This is a genomic window from Sphingomonas sp. (assembly GCF_965248875.1).
Lineage (GTDB): Bacteria > Pseudomonadota > Alphaproteobacteria > Sphingomonadales > Sphingomonadaceae > Sphingomonas.
The window spans coordinates 332,058-348,039 of sequence record NZ_CBDFKR010000011.1 but is presented as its reverse complement, the minus strand read 5'-3'; the positions used below and the strand labels follow the sequence as shown (position 1 = coordinate 348,039).

Annotated in this window: 15 protein-coding genes; 6 read left to right on the top strand and 9 right to left on the bottom strand. The window is 69.4% G+C overall.

Features of this window, described 5'->3' with window-relative positions; genetic code table 11:
* Positions 1-9: 9 nt before the first annotated feature.
* From ACP2AD_RS08570 to ACP2AD_RS08555, 4 genes are read right to left on the bottom strand one after another with little or no spacing between them, the layout of a single operon-like run.
* On the bottom strand, positions 10-1,488 hold the full coding sequence (locus ACP2AD_RS08570) for a Ppx/GppA family phosphatase (protein ID WP_425229654.1): 1,479 nt from the start codon (positions 1,486-1,488) through the stop codon (positions 10-12).
* Positions 1,485-3,653: an RNA degradosome polyphosphate kinase gene (locus tag ACP2AD_RS08565; protein ID WP_425229653.1), complete on the bottom strand. Its 2,169-nt coding sequence runs from the start codon at positions 3,651-3,653 to the stop codon at positions 1,485-1,487. The genes ACP2AD_RS08570 and ACP2AD_RS08565 overlap by 4 nt, the downstream gene beginning before the upstream one ends.
* Positions 3,650-4,279 carry an HdaA/DnaA family protein gene (locus tag ACP2AD_RS08560; protein ID WP_425229652.1) on the bottom strand — a complete coding sequence of 210 codons (630 nt, stop codon included), beginning with the start codon at positions 4,277-4,279 and terminating at the stop codon, positions 3,650-3,652. Before ACP2AD_RS08560 ends, ACP2AD_RS08565 begins: the two co-directional genes overlap by 4 nt.
* 22 nt (positions 4,280-4,301) lie before the next feature.
* On the bottom strand, positions 4,302-5,549 hold the full coding sequence (locus tag ACP2AD_RS08555) for a heavy-metal-associated domain-containing protein (protein WP_425229651.1): 1,248 nt from the start codon (positions 5,547-5,549) through the stop codon (positions 4,302-4,304).
* 67 nt (positions 5,550-5,616) lie between these two features.
* On the opposite strand from ACP2AD_RS08555, the gene purM reads away from it, so the two are divergent.
* Genes purM through ACP2AD_RS08535 form a run of 4 tightly spaced genes read left to right on the top strand, consistent with a single transcriptional unit; the run spans position 5,617 to position 8,207 of the window.
* A complete protein-coding gene (gene purM / locus ACP2AD_RS08550) occupies positions 5,617-6,708 on the top strand; it encodes a phosphoribosylformylglycinamidine cyclo-ligase (RefSeq protein WP_425229650.1) in 1,092 nt (363 codons plus the stop codon).
* A 34-nt stretch (positions 6,709-6,742) separates the two neighbouring features.
* Positions 6,743-7,252: a phosphoribosylglycinamide formyltransferase gene (gene purN / locus ACP2AD_RS08545; RefSeq protein WP_425231130.1), complete on the top strand. Its 510-nt coding sequence runs from the start codon at positions 6,743-6,745 to the stop codon at positions 7,250-7,252.
* A complete protein-coding gene (locus tag ACP2AD_RS08540; RefSeq protein ID WP_425229649.1) occupies positions 7,249-7,626 on the top strand; it encodes an MmcQ/YjbR family DNA-binding protein in 378 nt (125 codons plus the stop codon). Before purN ends, ACP2AD_RS08540 begins: the two co-directional genes overlap by 4 nt.
* Positions 7,623-8,207 (top strand): hypothetical protein, encoded by a 585-nt coding sequence (locus ACP2AD_RS08535; protein WP_425229648.1) that lies wholly within the window; start codon positions 7,623-7,625, stop codon positions 8,205-8,207. The genes ACP2AD_RS08540 and ACP2AD_RS08535 overlap by 4 nt, the downstream gene beginning before the upstream one ends.
* On the opposite strand, the gene ACP2AD_RS08530 is transcribed toward ACP2AD_RS08535, so the two are convergent.
* Positions 8,204-8,713, bottom strand: a complete 510-nt coding sequence (locus ACP2AD_RS08530) for a GNAT family N-acetyltransferase (RefSeq protein ID WP_425231129.1) — start codon at positions 8,711-8,713, stop codon at positions 8,204-8,206. The genes ACP2AD_RS08535 and ACP2AD_RS08530 overlap by 4 nt on opposite strands.
* A 14-nt stretch (positions 8,714-8,727) precedes the next feature.
* Entirely contained in the window at positions 8,728-9,150 is a 423-nt protein-coding gene (gene ndk, locus ACP2AD_RS08525) for a nucleoside-diphosphate kinase (protein WP_425229647.1), read from the bottom strand.
* Between the two features lie 88 nt (positions 9,151-9,238).
* On the opposite strand from ndk, the gene ACP2AD_RS08520 reads away from it, so the two are divergent.
* Entirely contained in the window at positions 9,239-10,162 is a 924-nt protein-coding gene (locus ACP2AD_RS08520; protein WP_425229646.1) for an MBL fold metallo-hydrolase, read from the top strand.
* 111 nt (positions 10,163-10,273) lie between these two features.
* On the opposite strand, the gene ACP2AD_RS08515 is transcribed toward ACP2AD_RS08520, so the two are convergent.
* From ACP2AD_RS08515 to ACP2AD_RS08505, 3 genes are all read right to left on the bottom strand, one after another.
* Complete coding sequence (locus ACP2AD_RS08515; RefSeq protein ID WP_425229645.1) at positions 10,274-11,452, bottom strand: acyltransferase family protein; 1,179 nt, start codon at positions 11,450-11,452, stop codon at positions 10,274-10,276.
* Positions 11,453-11,562: 110 nt separating this feature from the next.
* Positions 11,563-12,003 carry a DNA polymerase III subunit chi gene (locus tag ACP2AD_RS08510; protein WP_425229644.1) on the bottom strand — a complete coding sequence of 147 codons (441 nt, stop codon included), beginning with the start codon at positions 12,001-12,003 and terminating at the stop codon, positions 11,563-11,565.
* 49 nt (positions 12,004-12,052) lie between these two features.
* Positions 12,053-13,525 (bottom strand): leucyl aminopeptidase, encoded by a 1,473-nt coding sequence (locus ACP2AD_RS08505; RefSeq protein WP_425229643.1) that lies wholly within the window; start codon positions 13,523-13,525, stop codon positions 12,053-12,055.
* A 152-nt stretch (positions 13,526-13,677) separates the two neighbouring features.
* On the opposite strand from ACP2AD_RS08505, the gene ACP2AD_RS08500 reads away from it, so the two are divergent.
* Positions 13,678-15,915, top strand: coding sequence for an LPS-assembly protein LptD (locus ACP2AD_RS08500; protein WP_425231128.1), 2,238 nt, complete (start codon positions 13,678-13,680; stop codon positions 15,913-15,915).
* Positions 15,916-15,982 lie beyond the last annotated feature (67 nt).

Sequence of the window (15,982 nt, the reverse complement as noted above, 5' to 3'; positions counted from 1 at the left end):
CTCGCCCGATCAGGCGCTGAGGATCGGCAGGCGGCCGAGGAACGCGGCCAGTCCGGTGTGCCTGCGCTCCACCGCTTCGCCGTAGAGGGCGCGATCCTCGGGGGCGAGATGAAGCGTCACCGTGCCCTCGTCCGCCGACAGGCGCGAGCGCTGGAGCGGGCCGGCCAGGCCACCGCTAAGCCGCTGGCCTAGCCGCATCGCCAGGCCCCAGGCAGTGGCGCGATCGAGGCGGTCCTTGGGCGCCAGTCGCGGCAGCGGATCGGGCGCGCCTTCGCCGCCCAGGCTGGCGTGGAGCGCCTGGGCGAGCTGGGCGCGGCCGGGCGCGTCGATGCCGACCCAGTTGCCGTGCAACGCGACCTCGACCGCGCGCACTGCGCGGAACTCCGGATTGGCGCGCCAGCCGACATCGGCGAGCTGACAGGCGGCGTGGCGGAGGCGCGCGGCGGCAGGCTGATCGCGGTCGAACAGGGGTGCGAGCCAGCGGTCGAGCAGGTCGCCATGTTCGGGAAACCGCCCTGCCCTACGCCCCTCGTCGCGGGTCGCGACCGCGAGCGGGTCCTGCAACCGCGTGGCGGCGTCGAGGTCCTGGAACAACAGCCCTTCGCGCAGGCCATAGGCCGAGGCGATCGTCGCGGTGCTGCCGAGATGCCTGAGCAGCAGCGTCAGCACCGCCGCCGCGTCGCCCAGCGTCGGAATGCGGCCAGCCGACAGGCCCGGCGCGGCGCGCACGCGACCCTTGGGAGACTGGTCGATCAGTATCTTCAGCCGCCCGACGGCAGCATCGTCCATGCAGTAATGGTGGATCATCGGCAGCGGGTAATCGGTCTGGACCATGTCGAGCCGCGCCAGCGCACGCCACGAGCCGCCGACCAGATAGAGCGGCAGGCCCTTGCCCCGCCCGCTCCACCCCGCCTTGTCGATGGCGCGGACGACCTGCTTCTCGAACGCCGCGTCGCCCTTCGCACGCGCGGCGGCGACGCGGAGCACGCCCAGGGGGAACGACACCCGCTCGCCCGCCTCGCCGTCCCTCACGCGGATCAGCTCCAGGCTGCCGCCGCCCAAATCGCCGACGATGCCGTCTGCGTCGGGAAAGGCGGACAGGACGCCGTGACCGGCGGCGAGCGCCTCGTCCTCCCCCGACAGCAGCTCGACTGAAAGGCCGACCTCCTCGGCATAAGCGATCAGCCTCGCGCCGTTGGCGGCATCGCGTACCGCGGCCGTGGCGACGGTGCGGATCCGAGTGACGGTCATCTCGCGCGCCAGGGCGGCGAAGCGGGCGAGCGCGGCGCGGGCGAGCGCCATCGACTCGGGCGCGATCGCGCCGGTCGCGGCGAGCCCGCGGCCGAGCCCGGCGAGCACCTTCTCGTTGAACAGGATCGAGGGGACACGCGGCGGCCCGGCATAGACGACGAGCCGGATCGAATTGGAGCCGATGTCGATGATCGCGGTACGAGGATCGGCGGTCTTGCTGCGGCCGAACAGGTTCAACTGCCCTGCCCCAGCGACAGATGCGGGACCTCGCCGCCTTCCTCGCCCGCCGCGCCGCGGCCCGACAGCGACGGGTTGGTCATGAAGTAGCGGTGGAGGTTGAACGGCCGCTCGCCCGGATCGGTTCGGGAGTAGTCGCCGTCGGCGCCGAGCGCCCAGCTTTGTTCGGTATCGATCAGGTTCGCGACCATCACCTGGTCGAGAATCTGTTCGTGGACGGTCGGGTTCTCGATCGGCAGCATGTATTCGACACGGCGGTCGAAATTGCGCGGCATCCAGTCCGCGGACGAGATGAAGAGCGCCGCACGGTCATTGGGCAGCGCCCTGCCCTGTCCGAACGCCCAGACGCGGCTGTGCTCCAGGAAGCGGCCGACGATCGACTTGACGCGGATGCGCTCGGACAGGGCGGGGACGCCGGGTTTGAGGCAGCAGATACCGCGAATGACCAGGTCGATCTCCACCCCCGCCGCACTCGCCTCGTACAGCTTCTCGATGATCGCCGGGTCGACCAGGCTGTTCATCTTGGCCCAGACCGCGCCGGGACGGCCGGCCTGTGCATGCGCGATCTCCGCGTCGATCAGTGCGGTCAGCCGGGTCCGCAGGTCGCGTGGACTGAGCGCGAGCTTGGCGAGCCCGGTCGGCTCGACATAGCCGGTGATGTAATTGAACATCTGCGCCGCATCGCGCCCGGTCGCCGGATCGGCGGTGAAGAAACTGAAATCGGTATAGATGCGCGCGGTGACCGGGTGATAGTTGCCGGTGCCGAAATGGCAGTAGGTGCGAAACGCCGTGCCTTCGCGCCTCACCACCATCGCGACCTTGGCGTGGGTCTTCCAGTCGATGAAGCCATAGACGACCTGCACCCCCGCGCGCTCCAGCGCCGACGCCCAGGCGAGGTTCTGTTCCTCGTCGAAACGCGCCTTCAGCTCGACCACTGCAGTAACCGACTTGCCCGCTTCGGCGGCGGCGATCAGCGCGTTGATCACCGCGGACTGCTTGCCGGCGCGATAGAGCGTCTGCTTAATCGCGACCACGTCGGGGTCGGCGGCGGCCTGTTTGAGAAAGGCGATCACCACCTCGAACGTCTCATAGGGATGGTGGACGACGATGTCCTTTGCCCGGATCGCGGCGAAACAGTCGCCGCCATATTCGCGGATGCGCTCGGGAAAACGGGGGGTCAGCGCGGCGAACTTCAGGTCGGGGCGGTCCTGGTCGACGAGCAGCTCGAGGTCGGCGAGACCAAGCAGCTGGCCCGATTCGGTGACGATCGCGTTGGCGCCGCCCAGCTCGTCGCGGAGCACGGTGGCGAGCGCGGCAGGGGTACCGGTCTCCAGCTCCAGCCGGATGACGCGGCCGCGGCGGCGGCGCTTGATGGCATTGGCGAAGTAGCGGACCAGATCCTCCGCCTCCTCCTCCAGCTCGATGTCGCTGTCGCGGAGGACACGAAAGGTAGCGCTGCCGCCGATCGAGTAGCCGGGAAACAGGAGAGGCGCGAAGCGTTTGAGCAGCGTCTCGACGGCAACGAACCGCGCCGGTTCGCCGGGTAGCTGGACGAAGCGGCGGGTAACGGCGGGAAGCATGACCAGCTCGCGGATCGGTTCGCCATCCGATTCGCGAACCAGATCGAAGATCACCGACAGGCCGCGATTGGGGATGAACGGGAACGGATGCGCGGGATCGAGCGCCTGCGGAGTCAGCGTCGGGAAAACCTGATCGCGAAAATGCTCCTCCAGCCAGATCGAGCTGGCGGCATCGATCTCGTCGCGCCGCAGCACGCGCAGGCCCGACTCGTCCAGCTCGGCGCGCAGATCGGCCCAGACGCGCTGCTGCGACGCCATCAGCCGGTCGGCCTCGACAACCACCGCGGTCAGCTGCTGACCGACAGTCAGCCCGTCGGCGGAGCGGTGGTCGACGCCCTGCAGTTGCTGCCCCTTCAGTCCGGCGACGCGGACCATGAAGAACTCGTCGAGGTTGGAGCCTGAGATCGACAGGAAGCGCAGCCGTTCGAGCAGCGGGTGGGCGCGATTACACGCCTCCTCCAGCACGCGGCGGTTGAACGCGAGCCAGCTCAGCTCGCGATTGAAATAGCGATCGCCCTGCGGCCCCGCGCCCGCCGGATCGTCGTCGGGCTCGGTCAGCCGCGCAAGATAGGGTCGACCGGTCATGCCCCCTCCAAACGCTCCGGGTTCGCGATCAGCCCCGCCGCCCTGAGCGCCGTGCGGGCGAGCGGGATCGAGAGGCGTTTGCGGGTTTCGAGCACCTCCTGATCCAGCACATCCACCGTCCGGATGACAGCTACATGACTGCGCTCCAACCGCGCCGCCAACCAATCGATCAGGTCGGCGCGCGCATCGAGACCGCGGCGCTCGAACTGAGCGGCCAGAAGCGCGCGGACGAGCTGGTCGTCGGGCGCGCCGATCTCGGCGACGATGCCGGCTGCCAGCCGCGAGCGTAGATCGGGCAGCGTGATGGTCCAGCGCGGCGGCGGCGCATCCGCGACCATCAGCAGGGGACGACGCATGGCCTGCGCGTCGTTCCAGGCGTGGAACAGCTGTTCCTCCGGCGCACGCTCGGCGTCGTCGATCACCCGGCCCCCGCTCTTCGCGGCGAAGATGCGCGCGAGCAGGCTGCGTCCTGACTTGCGCGGTCCGACGAGCAGCGCCGCCAGTACGGGCCACGCGCCCCAGTGGTCGAGCAGGTGCGCAGCATGGGCGTTGGACGCGGTGACGAGAAACGCATCGTCGCGGGGCCGGGGCGGCCAGCCGAGCGGCAGCGCGATCTGCCCGCTCACGTCGCGCGATCCCTGGCGCGGGTCACCCGCTCGGCCGGTCGTCCGTGGGAAAATCGGGCAGCTGCAGCTGCGGTGCGCGCCGGATCCGCAAGGTCGTGCCGCTGCCGTTGACGGTATAGCCGCGACTCTCCAGTGCCGTGCGCAGCCCCTCCGGATCGCCGTCGAAGACGACGCGCATCAGCGACACGCCGCCCAGCGCCAGGCTGCTTGTCTGCGCCGAGCGGACACCCGCCACGCCGCGCAACGTCGACTCGGCGTTCGCGACCGATGCCGCTGATGGCGAATCATACTGGACGGTGACTGTAACAGCCTGTCCGGCCCCGGCGGCCGTCGGGGCATCGTCGGCCGTGTCGGTCGCGTCGATCAGATCGCCGACCTCATCCGGCGGCGGCGCGACCGGCTGCGGCGGCGGCGTTAACGCGATGTCGCGGCTGAGCGCGCCGAGCGACAGCGCGCGCGCGTACAGCGCATCCATCCGCCGAACCCCGGCGTCGAGCAGCGCGGCAACGCCGTCGGCCGAGGCGACCCGGAGCGAAAAGCTGTCGAGCAGCTCGTTGTCGGGGCCGTGCCGCGCCTCGAACACACCGATTACCGGGCCGCCGGGCCATTGCCGCTGCAGCCGGACAATCGGGATCAGGATGTCGGACGCACCATATTGATCGAGCAGCATTCGCCACCAGCCACGGCCGCGCCGCTGCGCCTGCCCTGCGGTCAGCAGCAGCGAATCGGGGCCGGTGCCGGCCGCACGGACATAGTCGATCGCGCTGTTGCCCGTGCGAAAGCGCGCCCATGCCTCCTGCCAATCGGTGCGCGCCTCGAACACCTGCGCGACGCCGCCCGACACCTGCACCGGGATGACGAGCATGGGCGAGGAGTGCGCCGCCTGGTCGACGATGCCCAGCATCGCGGAGGTCCGAGCACGGTCGAACAACACGCCAAGCCGCGCGATGTAGCGGGTCGGGCCGATCTGCTCATTCTCGACGACGATACCGGAGACGAGCTGGTCGAGCGTGCCGTCGCTGACCGCGCCCCCGCCCGCGCCCATGCGCCGCGACAGCTGAGTCCATGCCTTGCGCTGGGCCGCGCGCCAGCCGCCATAGCGCGCCTCGTCGGCGGTCCTGGCGGCGACATCGACAGTGATGCCCGACACTTCGTAGGACGAGGTACCCGCCATCGGCGCGACGCCGCGATCGCCACCTTCGATCTGCGCCCACGCCGCCGCCGCGAGCGCGGTTGAGACAAGACCGGTGAGGATGAGGGACGCGCGCATGGGTTGCCGCAGCTTTTGGCAAGGCGGCGGTGGAAAGGGAAGCGGCAACGGTCTAGGCGGCGGTCCGATGAGCGACGACGCCTATAGCTATGCCCGCGCGGGCGTGTCGATCGCGGCGGGCAACGCACTGGTCCGCGCCATCGCGCCGCTCGCCCGCGCGACGCGCCGGCCCGGCGCCGACGCGGAGCTGGGCGGCTTTGGCGGGGTGTTCGATCCCAAGGCGGCCGGGTTCGTCGACCCGCTGCTGGTCGCGGCGAACGATGGCGTCGGCACCAAGCTGAAGCTGGCGATCGAGTGGGGCCGGCACGACGGCGTTGGCGTCGACCTGGTCGCGATGTGCGTCAACGACCTGATCGTGCAAGGCGCGGAGCCGCTGTTCTTTCTCGATTACTACGCGTGCGGGCGGCTGGAGACCGCCGTCGCCGAGCGGGTGGTCGCCTCGATCGCCGAAGGGTGCCGGCAGGCGGGCTGCGCGCTGATCGGCGGCGAGACGGCGGAGATGCCGGGGATGTACGCCGGGGGCGATTACGACCTGGCGGGCTTTGCGGTCGGGGCGGTCGAGCGCGAGCGGCTGTTGACCGGCGCGCACATCACGCCGGGCGACGTGCTGCTGGGGCTGGCGTCGACCGGTGTCCACTCCAACGGCTTTTCGCTGGTGCGGCGGCTGGCGGCGGACAAGGGCTGGCGGCTCGACCGGCCGGCGCCGTTCGACCAGGACCGGCTGCTGATCGACACGCTGATGACACCGACGCGGATATACGTCGCATCGCTGCTGCCGCTGCTCAAGACGGGGCGGATCAAGGGGCTGGCGCATATCACCGGCGGCGGGCTGCTGGAGAATGTGCCACGGGTGCTGCCGGCCGGGTGTCATGCCTCGATCGCGGCGGACGCGTGGGAACAGCCGCGGCTGATGGCGTGGCTGCAGGCGCAGGGTGCGATCGAGCCGGAGGAGATGGCGCGGACGTTCAATTGCGGGATCGGGATGGTCGCGGTGGTCGCACCCGCCGAGGCCGATAGCGTCGCCGCCGCCCTCTCCGCCGCGGGCGAAACGGTAATTCCGATCGGCGACGTGCAAGCCGGCGAGCGCGGCTGCACCGTGGCCGGTGGCCCAGAGGATTGGAGCGGCCGGAGGGCGTGGTCCGGCATGCACCTTGCATAAGGTCGGCGTGCTGATCTCCGGGCGCGGGTCGAACATGATGGCGTTGGTGGACCAGGCGCGCGGATACGCGCTGACGCTCGTTGGCTCCGACAATCCCGACGCGGCTGGGCTGGCATGGGCACGCGAGCGTGAGCTGGCGACCTTTGCACTCTCGCCCAAGGGGATCGGCAAGGCGGCGTATGAGCAACGGCTCGACGCGGCCCTTCGCGACGCAGAGGTCGAGGTGATAGCGCTAGCGGGTTATATGCGGCTGCTGTCGCCCGATTTCATCGCGTGCTGGCGGGGGCGCATCCTCAACATTCACCCTTCCCTGCTGCCGCGGCACAAGGGGCTCGACACGCACGCCCGCGCGCTGGCGGCGGGTGACGTCGAGCATGGCTGTTCGGTCCACCTCGTCACCGCCGAACTGGACGCGGGCGAGGTGCTGGCGCAGGCGCGCGTGCCGGTGCTGGCCGGCGACACGCCGGAAAGCCTTGCGGCGCGGGTGCTGGTGGAGGAACATCGGCTCTACCCGGCGACGCTGGCGGAGTTCGTGACGCGATGAGTCCAGACTATCCCGCCGACCTGGAGCGTCTCCGGGCCATCGCGCTGGCGCTGCCCGAGGCGGTCGAGCGCACCTCGCATGGTTCGCCGGGTTTCCTGATCAAGGGCGGCCGGTTCTTCGCCTATATGTGGCACGACCATCACGGCGACGACGAGACGGCGGTAATCGTCAAGTGCGCCGACCGTGACGAGCAGGCGATGCTGGTCGGGGCGGACCCGGCCTTCTACTATGTCCCTGCTTATCTCGGGCCGTCGGGCTGGGTGGCGATGCGGGTCGGTGCGGCCGACACCGACTGGGACCGGATCGATGATCGCGTGGCACGGAGCTGGGAGCTGGCCGCGCCGCGGCGGTTGCTGGAGGCGGGCGGACGATGAACGGGTCCGGTAATGAGACGGTGGAGCAGAAGGTGCGGCGGCGGCGCTGGCTGTCGCTCGCCGAGTTCGTCGCGGTGGCGGGCGTGCTGATCGCGGGCGCTGGACTGTATCTGACCTGGTCCGACCGGCAGGCGTCGCGCGCCGACCATGCGCGATCGAGCGCGGCGGAGGAGCGCGTGACGCTGACCGCGACGGTGGCGGACGGCGGCCGGACGCTCCGCCTGGCGGATACGCGGCACGAGATCAGCGATGTCGCGATCGCCTATCCGCGGGCGTTGGGAATCGTAACGCAGCGGCCGTCGGGCGACCCCGTCATCACGACGGATGCAATTGGAGACACGCTGCTGCGGCTGACCGACGGTGGCTCCGACAGCAGGAGCGGGCGGCTGCCGGTGCTCGTCACCGTCACCTATGTCGACGGCGACGCGCGGCGCGATGCGAGCGGCGTCTATGACGTCGTCTGGGCGACGCACGGCCGGATGCTGCGCGGGCGGGTGCTGGTGCTGACCGGGCTCAGGCTGCGCCAGCGCGGCGGCGGACAGGCGGCGGTCGACGCGGCCTGGGCGCGCGAGAAGCCCTAGAGATCGAGGGCGTAGATCGGGTCGGTGAACCGCTGCGTTCCGACGGCGAAGGTGCGTTCGCCGACCACCGTGAAGCCGTTGCGCTCGTAAAAGCGCCGCGCCCGGCGATTGTCAGGGTGGACGCCGAGCAGCAGGCGGTGGTGACCGCGCGCGCGGGCTTCGATCAAGGCGGCGTCGAGCAGCGCCGGCCCGAGCCCCGCCCCATGCGCGGCGGCTAGCGTGTAGATGCGACGGAGTTCCCAGTCGCCGGGTCGCAGCACCGCCGCCGGGAATTCGGCTGTGGTCAGGACCGCGTAGCCGAGCGGCGCTTCGGTGCCAGCCGCGCCCGCGTAAAAGACCTGCGAGTCAGCGCCCGCGATCCAGCCGCCGAACGCCGCGGCGCTGCTCTTGCCGGTCGTGTGCGCCACCAGGTCGGCGGCGGGAATGATCGCGTGAAACGTCTCCAGCAGCGTCGCGCCCGCGACCAGCGCCAGCGCGCCCGCGTCGCCGGCGCGGGCCGGACGCAGGGACCAGCCGACGCTCAGCCGACGATCTCCTCGGGCTTGAAGAAATAAGCGATCTCGATCGCCGCGTTTTCGTCCGAATCAGAGCCATGGACGCTGTTCGCCTCGATCGATTCGGCCAGCTCCTTGCGGATTGTGCCGGCATCCGCATTGGCGGGGTTGGTCGCGCCCATCACATCACGGTTGCGCTGCACGGCGTTGTCGCCCTCCAGCACCTGCACCACCACCGGGCCCGAGATCATGAAGCTGACCAGGTCGGCGAAGAACGGGCGCTCGCGATGGACGGCGTAGAAGCCCTCCGCCTGATCCTGCGTCATCCGGATCCGCTTCGACGCGACGACGCGCAGCCCCGCCTCCTCCAGCATCCTGGTGACCGCGCCGGTCAGATTGCGGCGGGTGGCGTCGGGCTTGATGATCGAAAAGGTACGGGTCGCGGCCATGACGGTCACGTGCTCCTGGGTTCAACGGTTGCGGAAAGTCGCGCGCCCCCTAGGCTGGGCAGGCGGCGAGCGCAAGGAGGGGACGATGGTGGCGCGGTGGCTGCGACGGCTGGGCTGCGCCGGGGGAGTGATCGTCCTGCTCCTGGGCGCGGCGGTGTGGTGGCTGTTCTACGACAACCGGATGCCGCGTTCGGGCCGCTTCGACCTCGATCTGGCGGCGATCCGGGCGGAGGCGGCGCGGCTGCCCGGGCCGGGGCCGGCGCGGATCGAGGTGGAGCTGCTGTCGCATACCAATGCGCCGCGGATCGGCATCGTCGCCGGGACGAGCTGGGGCAAGATGGACATGGTGCGCGCCAGCTATCGGCTGGTCTGGCCCGATCAATCGATCATCGTCGACACGGGCAACAGCGGCGCGCTGGCCCGGCGTTTCGGGGCGCGCAGCTATGACGCGGCGGCGTGGTCGCGGTTGGTCGCGGCGATGGACCGCGCGAGCGATATCGTCGTCACTCACGAGCATGCCGACCATATCGGCGGGCTGGTAGAGAGCCCGCATCTCGCCGCGATCATCGGCCGGGCGCGGGTGACGCGCGAGCAGCTGGCCGACCCGACCGAGATGGAGCCGCTGCGCTGGCCGCGCGGCCAGACGCCGACGCCACTGATCTATGACCGCCTCCATGCGCTTGCGCCGGGCGTCGTGCTGATGAAGGCGCCTGGGCACACGCCGGGGTCGCAGATGGTCTATGTCCGCCGCGCCGACGGGCGCGAGTATCTGTTCATGGGCGATGTCGCGTCCAACGCCGACAATGTCCGGCTGCAGCGCATCCGGCCGCGCTACACGACGACCTACCTCGACGGCCACCACGACGATCGTCGCGCGGTGATGCTGGAGACGCAGGCGCTGGGGCGGCTGGCGACGAGCGACCCGGCGCTGGTGCTGGTGCCGGGTCACGATGCGATCGCGATCCACGAGTTGGTACGTCGGGGACTGCTCCACTGCGGCTTCCGGCTTTAGGTGCGCAGGTCCGGGCGCTGGCGTCGGCATTCTAGCGATAGTCCGGCGAGCCGTCAGGGCTGTTGACGCGCGGCCGGCCGGGGCGCGATTTATGGATCGCAAGCGCTATCGCTAGGTTGCGACTGGTATCCCACCGGCATTACGCTCGTGCGGATTGCCCGTCACGGCCGTCTCCGCCGCAATTTCGATCGGATCGGGCGCGCCGAGCCGGAGCGCCCAACGTTTACCCAGCTGGCGGCCTGGACGCTCGACAACCCGGTAGACAACCTCCTGTATCACCAGCACGAGGGGCACGGCCGGGAGCATCCACAGGGTCAGCGCCGGTCCGGCTGAAACGCCCCGGTGGGTGGCGATCGCACCCATCAGCGTGATGATCGGCCAATGCAGCAGGTAGGTCGAGTAGGAGCGCTCCGCCAGAAACAGGGTCGCCCGGCTTTCCAGCAGCGCCCGCATGACGCGAACATGCACTAGGTCCATGCCGATCGCGACGTCCGGTTTCCTGAGCACGAAGGCATAGACGAGCATCCACATTGCAATCGACGGCGGCCCGATCCACAGCAGCGAACAGGCAAGGCTAAGCCCCGTCGCGGCGACGTAAGGTAACCGCCCCGCCAGATAGGGCGCCGCGAAGCGGCAGCCGATGCCGATCAGAAAGAATTTGGCCGTCCCGACGAGAAAGCTGGGCCGATCCCACAGCGGGCGCAGCGCGAAATGGTAGGCGACGCTCATGATCGCGACCGTCCCGACCAGCACGACGGCGCGGCTGTGAGTGCGGCACAACCAGATCACCGCCGGCGCGACCAGATAAAACTGCCATTCCAGCGACACGCTCCAGCCGGGCGGGATGAACGCGTATTCGGACAGGGGCAGCACCGTGTTCGGGATGGCGCCGTGCAGCATCAACAAATGGGCGACGCTATGCGCAGGCAGGTAGGCGATCAGGTTGCGGTATTCGATGCCGTGAGACGGTTCGAACCAGCCCGCCGCTGCCCACTGTGATCCAAGGGCGAGCGATCCGGCGCCCAGCGCACAGGCCACGACGAAGGCCGGAAACAGACGCATGAAACGAGGGATGATGTAGGCGAGATAGCCGCCGGACCGTTCGATCAGCAGATGCGTGATGACGAAGCCGCTGATGATGATGAACGTGTCGACCGCCTGTCCGCCGAGGTCGAGCTTGATCCAGGCGGCCGGGCCGCCGCCGGGCAAGCCCTGCTGAACAATGTGCATGGCGAGCACCAGCCATGCCATCCACGCGCGAAGTCCATCGATCGCGACGAAGCGCAGCATCGCCGTCGGTGCGGCTCCCCTGTCCAACCCTCAGCCCCCAATTGCTCCGACGAGCCTTTACCCCCTTCTGGTATTAACATGGTTAAGCAGGGGGAATGCAATTGCGGCAGTCAGGCGACCTGCTCCCAGCGGCCGGTATCGTTCTGCTTCCAGTAGCGCGGCTCAACGCCGTCGCGGTCCTTGACCAGCCGCCAGGCGGCGCGTGCATCGGCAATACGTTCTTCGTCGAAGAAGTGGAATGCGCGGTCGAAGTCCAGCGCACCGTCGCGCCATTTGCCGTCGGCGAGCGCCACGTTGCGGGCGCCGTTGGCGGCGTTGATGTCGGGCGCGAGGAGGACGGGCTGGGCCGTGTCGCCGCCGGTGCCGACCTGCGCGTGCGGCATGAAACTGCCGGCAGTGTAGGTCCAGAGATGACGGTCGAGCCGGACCCGCTCGGCTTCATCCTCGACGACGATCAGCAGGCGGTCGCCCGCCGCGAGCACCTTTTCGGCGATCTGCGGCAGGACGCGGTCCAAGGGCTGGCGGGTAAGGTGATAGAAGTCGACCTGCATCCAACCTCCGCCATGCCGGGCGCGACGAGAAACAACGCGAAATGCCGGGTCAAGCCCGGGATGGCGAGGCCTGTTCGACATTGTCGCGGACGAAGCGGTCGAGCAGGCGGACGCCGTAGCCGGTGGCGCCCTTGTCGTGATGAACGCCAGGCTTGTCGCTCCACACCATCCCGGCGATGTCGAGATGAGCCCATTTCACGCCGTCTTCGACAAACCGCTGGATAAATTGCGCCGCGGTGATCGACCCCGCACCGCGCGGGCCGACATTCTTGACGTCGGCGATCGGCGAGTCGATCAGCTTGTCGTAGGTCGCGGACAGCGGGAAACGCCACAATTTGTCGTCGGTGGCGAGTCCCGCCGCCTCCAGCTGCCTGGCCAGCGCGTCATCGTTGCTGAACAGCCCGCCATATTCATGGCCCAGCGCGACGATCATCGCGCCGGTCAGCGTCGCCAGGTCGACGATCGTTTCGACCCCATGCGTCCGCTGTACCCAGGTGATGCAGTCGCACAGCACCAGCCGCCCTTCGGCATCGGTGTTGAGCACCTCGATCGTCTGACCCGACATCGAGGTCAGCACGTCGCCCGGACGGATGGCGTTGCCGTCGGGCATGTTCTCGACCAGCCCCATGACGCCGATCACGTTCGCCCTTGCCTTGCGAACGGCGAGCGCCTTCATCGCGCCCGCGACGGCGCCGGCCCCGCCCATGTCCCACTTCATGTCCTCCATGCCAGCAGCGGGCTTGATCGAGATGCCGCCGGTATCGAAGGTGACGCCCTTGCCGACCAGCGCGATCGCGGGCGCGCCCTCTCCCGCCCCGTTCCACCTGAGCGCCAGCAGGCGTGCGTCGCGGGCCGAGCCCTGGCTGACGCCGAGCAGCGCACCCATGCCGAGCTCACGCATCGCGGGCTCGTCGAGGACGGTGATCTCCAGGCCAAGGCCTTCGACCGAGGCCGTCACCTGTTCGACGAATGTCTCCGGATAGAGGAGGTTCGGCGGCTCGGTGACGAGCTGACGGGTCAGCGCCATGCCGTCCGTGACCGCGCTCTGCGCCAGCCAGGCGGCGTCGGCGCCATCGGGCGCGCCGACGATCGTCAGGCTCGCGAGCGTCGGCTTTTGCGCCTCGGGCAGTCTGGTGCGGTAGACGTCGTGCCGCCACGCGCGCTGCGCCGCCGCGCCCGCCAACCGCGCCACCGCCGCCGGGGTGACCGAGATACCGGTCAGGTCGATCGTTGCCGCCGCTGCGGTGGTCAGCAGCTTCGCGGTCAGCGCGCCGCCCGCCTTTGCCCAGTCGGCCTCGTCGCCGCCGCCGACGCCGAGCAGGATGCGGTGGCGCACCCCCGCCGCTTCGCCCGCGAACAGATCAACGCTGCTGCCCGCCTCGCCGGTGAATCGCGCGGCGGCGGCAGCGGCGTCGGCGACCGCGCGCGCGTCAGCCAGATCGCGGCGGCCGAGCGCGTCCTTCTCGACCGGAAGGACGAGGACGTCCGCCTTGCCGGCAACGGACGCGAAACTGATCTGCATGGAAAGTCAGGCCTTTGCGGTGATGATGTCCCGCCTCTACGCCGTGCGGGCGGCGAGGCAAGCGATTGCGGTGGCGGCGGGGCTGCGATAGGCGCGCGGTCAGCGGCGGATCGGCCGCCAAAAGGGGTCGGCTTATCCTCCTGTTGCGTGATTTGTTGCGGGCGAGTTCCGCTGCGCTCGCGTTGGCCGCGGTGACGCCGGCGGGCGCGCAGGATCTGCAGACCCGGCCGGTCGCGCCGCCGCCCGCGATCGATCCGGCGGCGGCTCAGGCGGCGCCGGCGGACGCGCAGCAGGTCCAGTTCTCGTCCGACAGCCTGGAATATGACAACAACGCCGATGTCGTCACCGCCGTCGGCGCAGTGCGCATGACGCGCCAGGGCAACCGTTTGCGCGCCGATCGCGTCGTGTGGAACCGGCGCACCGGCCAAGTCGTCGCGACCGGCAACATCGCCGTCGTCAACCCGCAGGGCGACGTCGCCTATGGCGATTCGATCGAACTGACCGACAGCCTAAAGGATGGGGTCGTCGACAACATGCTGGTCGTGCTGGAGCGCGGCGGAAGGCTGGCGGCGGCGCGCGGCACGCGGTCGGAGGACGGGACGGTCGATCTCAACCACGCCGCCTACACGCCGTGCGCGGTGGTCAACAGCGCAGGCTGTCCCAAGGCGCCATCGTGGAAGATCACGGCCGTGCGCGTGACCTATCGCCCCGACCGCGAGCGCATCTATTTCGTTGGCGGCCGATTTCACCTGTTCGGTCTGCCGACCATCCCGCTGCCGAAGTTCTCCGCGCCAGTGGGCGAAGACAGCGACAGCGGCTTTCTGACCCCCGACATCCGTTACAAGAACGTCAACGGGCTGGAGATCGTCGCACCCTATTATTGGCGGCTCGCGCCCAATCGCGGGCTGACCTTCACGCCGCATCTATTTACCGCGGTGCTGCCGATGGTGGAGCTGTCCTATGACGCGCTGGGCACGTCCGGCGCGTTCAAGGTGACCGGCTATGCGACCGCGAGCCGGCGCAGCGACGACCTATCGACGGTGACGGGAAGCGGCACGGAGCAGGCGTTTCGCGGTTACCTCGACGGCGTCGCGCGCTATCAGTTCTCGCCCATGTGGTCGGCCAGCGGCTCGCTTCGCGTGACGACCGACCGCACGTTCCTGCGCCGCTACGACATATCGCGCGATGACCGGTTGCGCTCGACCGCGTCGCTAGAGCGTATCGACCGCGACAGCTACTTCGCGATCACCGGCTGGGCGGTGCAGACGCTGCGCGTCGCGGACAGCCAGGGCATGCAGCCGATCGCCCTGCCCGAGATCGACTATCGCCGGCGCTTCACTCAAGTCGCGGGCGGGGTGGCGCAGCTACAGCTCAATAGCCTGGCGCTGACGCGGACCGGCGGTCAGGACACGCAGCGCGCCTTTGCGAGCATCCGCTGGGATCTGCGGCGGGTGACGAGCGGCGGGCAGGTGCTGACGCTGACCGGCTATGCCCGTGGCGACGCCTACAACACCCACGACACGCTCAGCACGGCGGTCACCAGCTATCGCGGGCTGGAGGGGTTCCACACGCGCGCCATCGGCGCTGCGGCAGCCGACCTGAGCTGGCCGCTGATCGGTGCGCTCGGCGGCGGCACGCAGCGCTTTACGCCGCGGCTGCAGATCGTCGCCTCGCCGCGGATCGCCAACCTGTCGCTGCCCAATGAGGACGCGCGCGCGGTCGACCTGGACGACAGCAATCTGTTCGCGCTCAATCGCTTTCCCGGATATGACCGGTGGGAGGACGGAACGCGCGCGACCTATGGCGCGGAATGGGCGCTCGACCTGCCGGGCCTCCGGGTCGATGCGGTGGTCGGGCAGAGCTATCGCCTGACGCGGCGCGCGGGCATTCTGCCGGACGGAACGGGGCTGGCCGATCGCTGGTCGGATATCGTCGGGCGGACCGAGGTGAGATTCCGCGACTTCGTGTCGGTGACCCACCGCTACCGGCTGGACAAGGACAGCCTCGGGTTTCGCCGCAATGAGCTGGACGCGACGATCGGCTCGCGCTCGACCTATGTGCTCGCAGGATACCTGCGGCTGGACCGCAACATCTATCCCGCGATCGAGGACCTGCAGGACCGCGAGGAGCTGCGGCTGGCGGGGCGGGTGCAGTTCCGCCGCTTCTGGTCGGCCTTCGCCAGTACCGTCATCGACCTTACCAACAAGGCCGAAGACCCGCTCAGCCTTGCCGACGGTTTCGACCCCGTCCGCCACCGGGTCGGGGTTGAGTATCAGGACGATTGCCTGCGGCTGGGACTGACCTGGCGGCGTGATTACCAGGATACTGGCGACGCGCGTGCGGGCAACGCCTTTTTGTTGACACTGGCCTTCACTAATCTCGGTCGCTAAGCGCGCGTTCAGGGCACGGCAGCCAGTTGCGGTCGCGGATGCAGGGCCGCGCCGGTGCGCGTGCGGG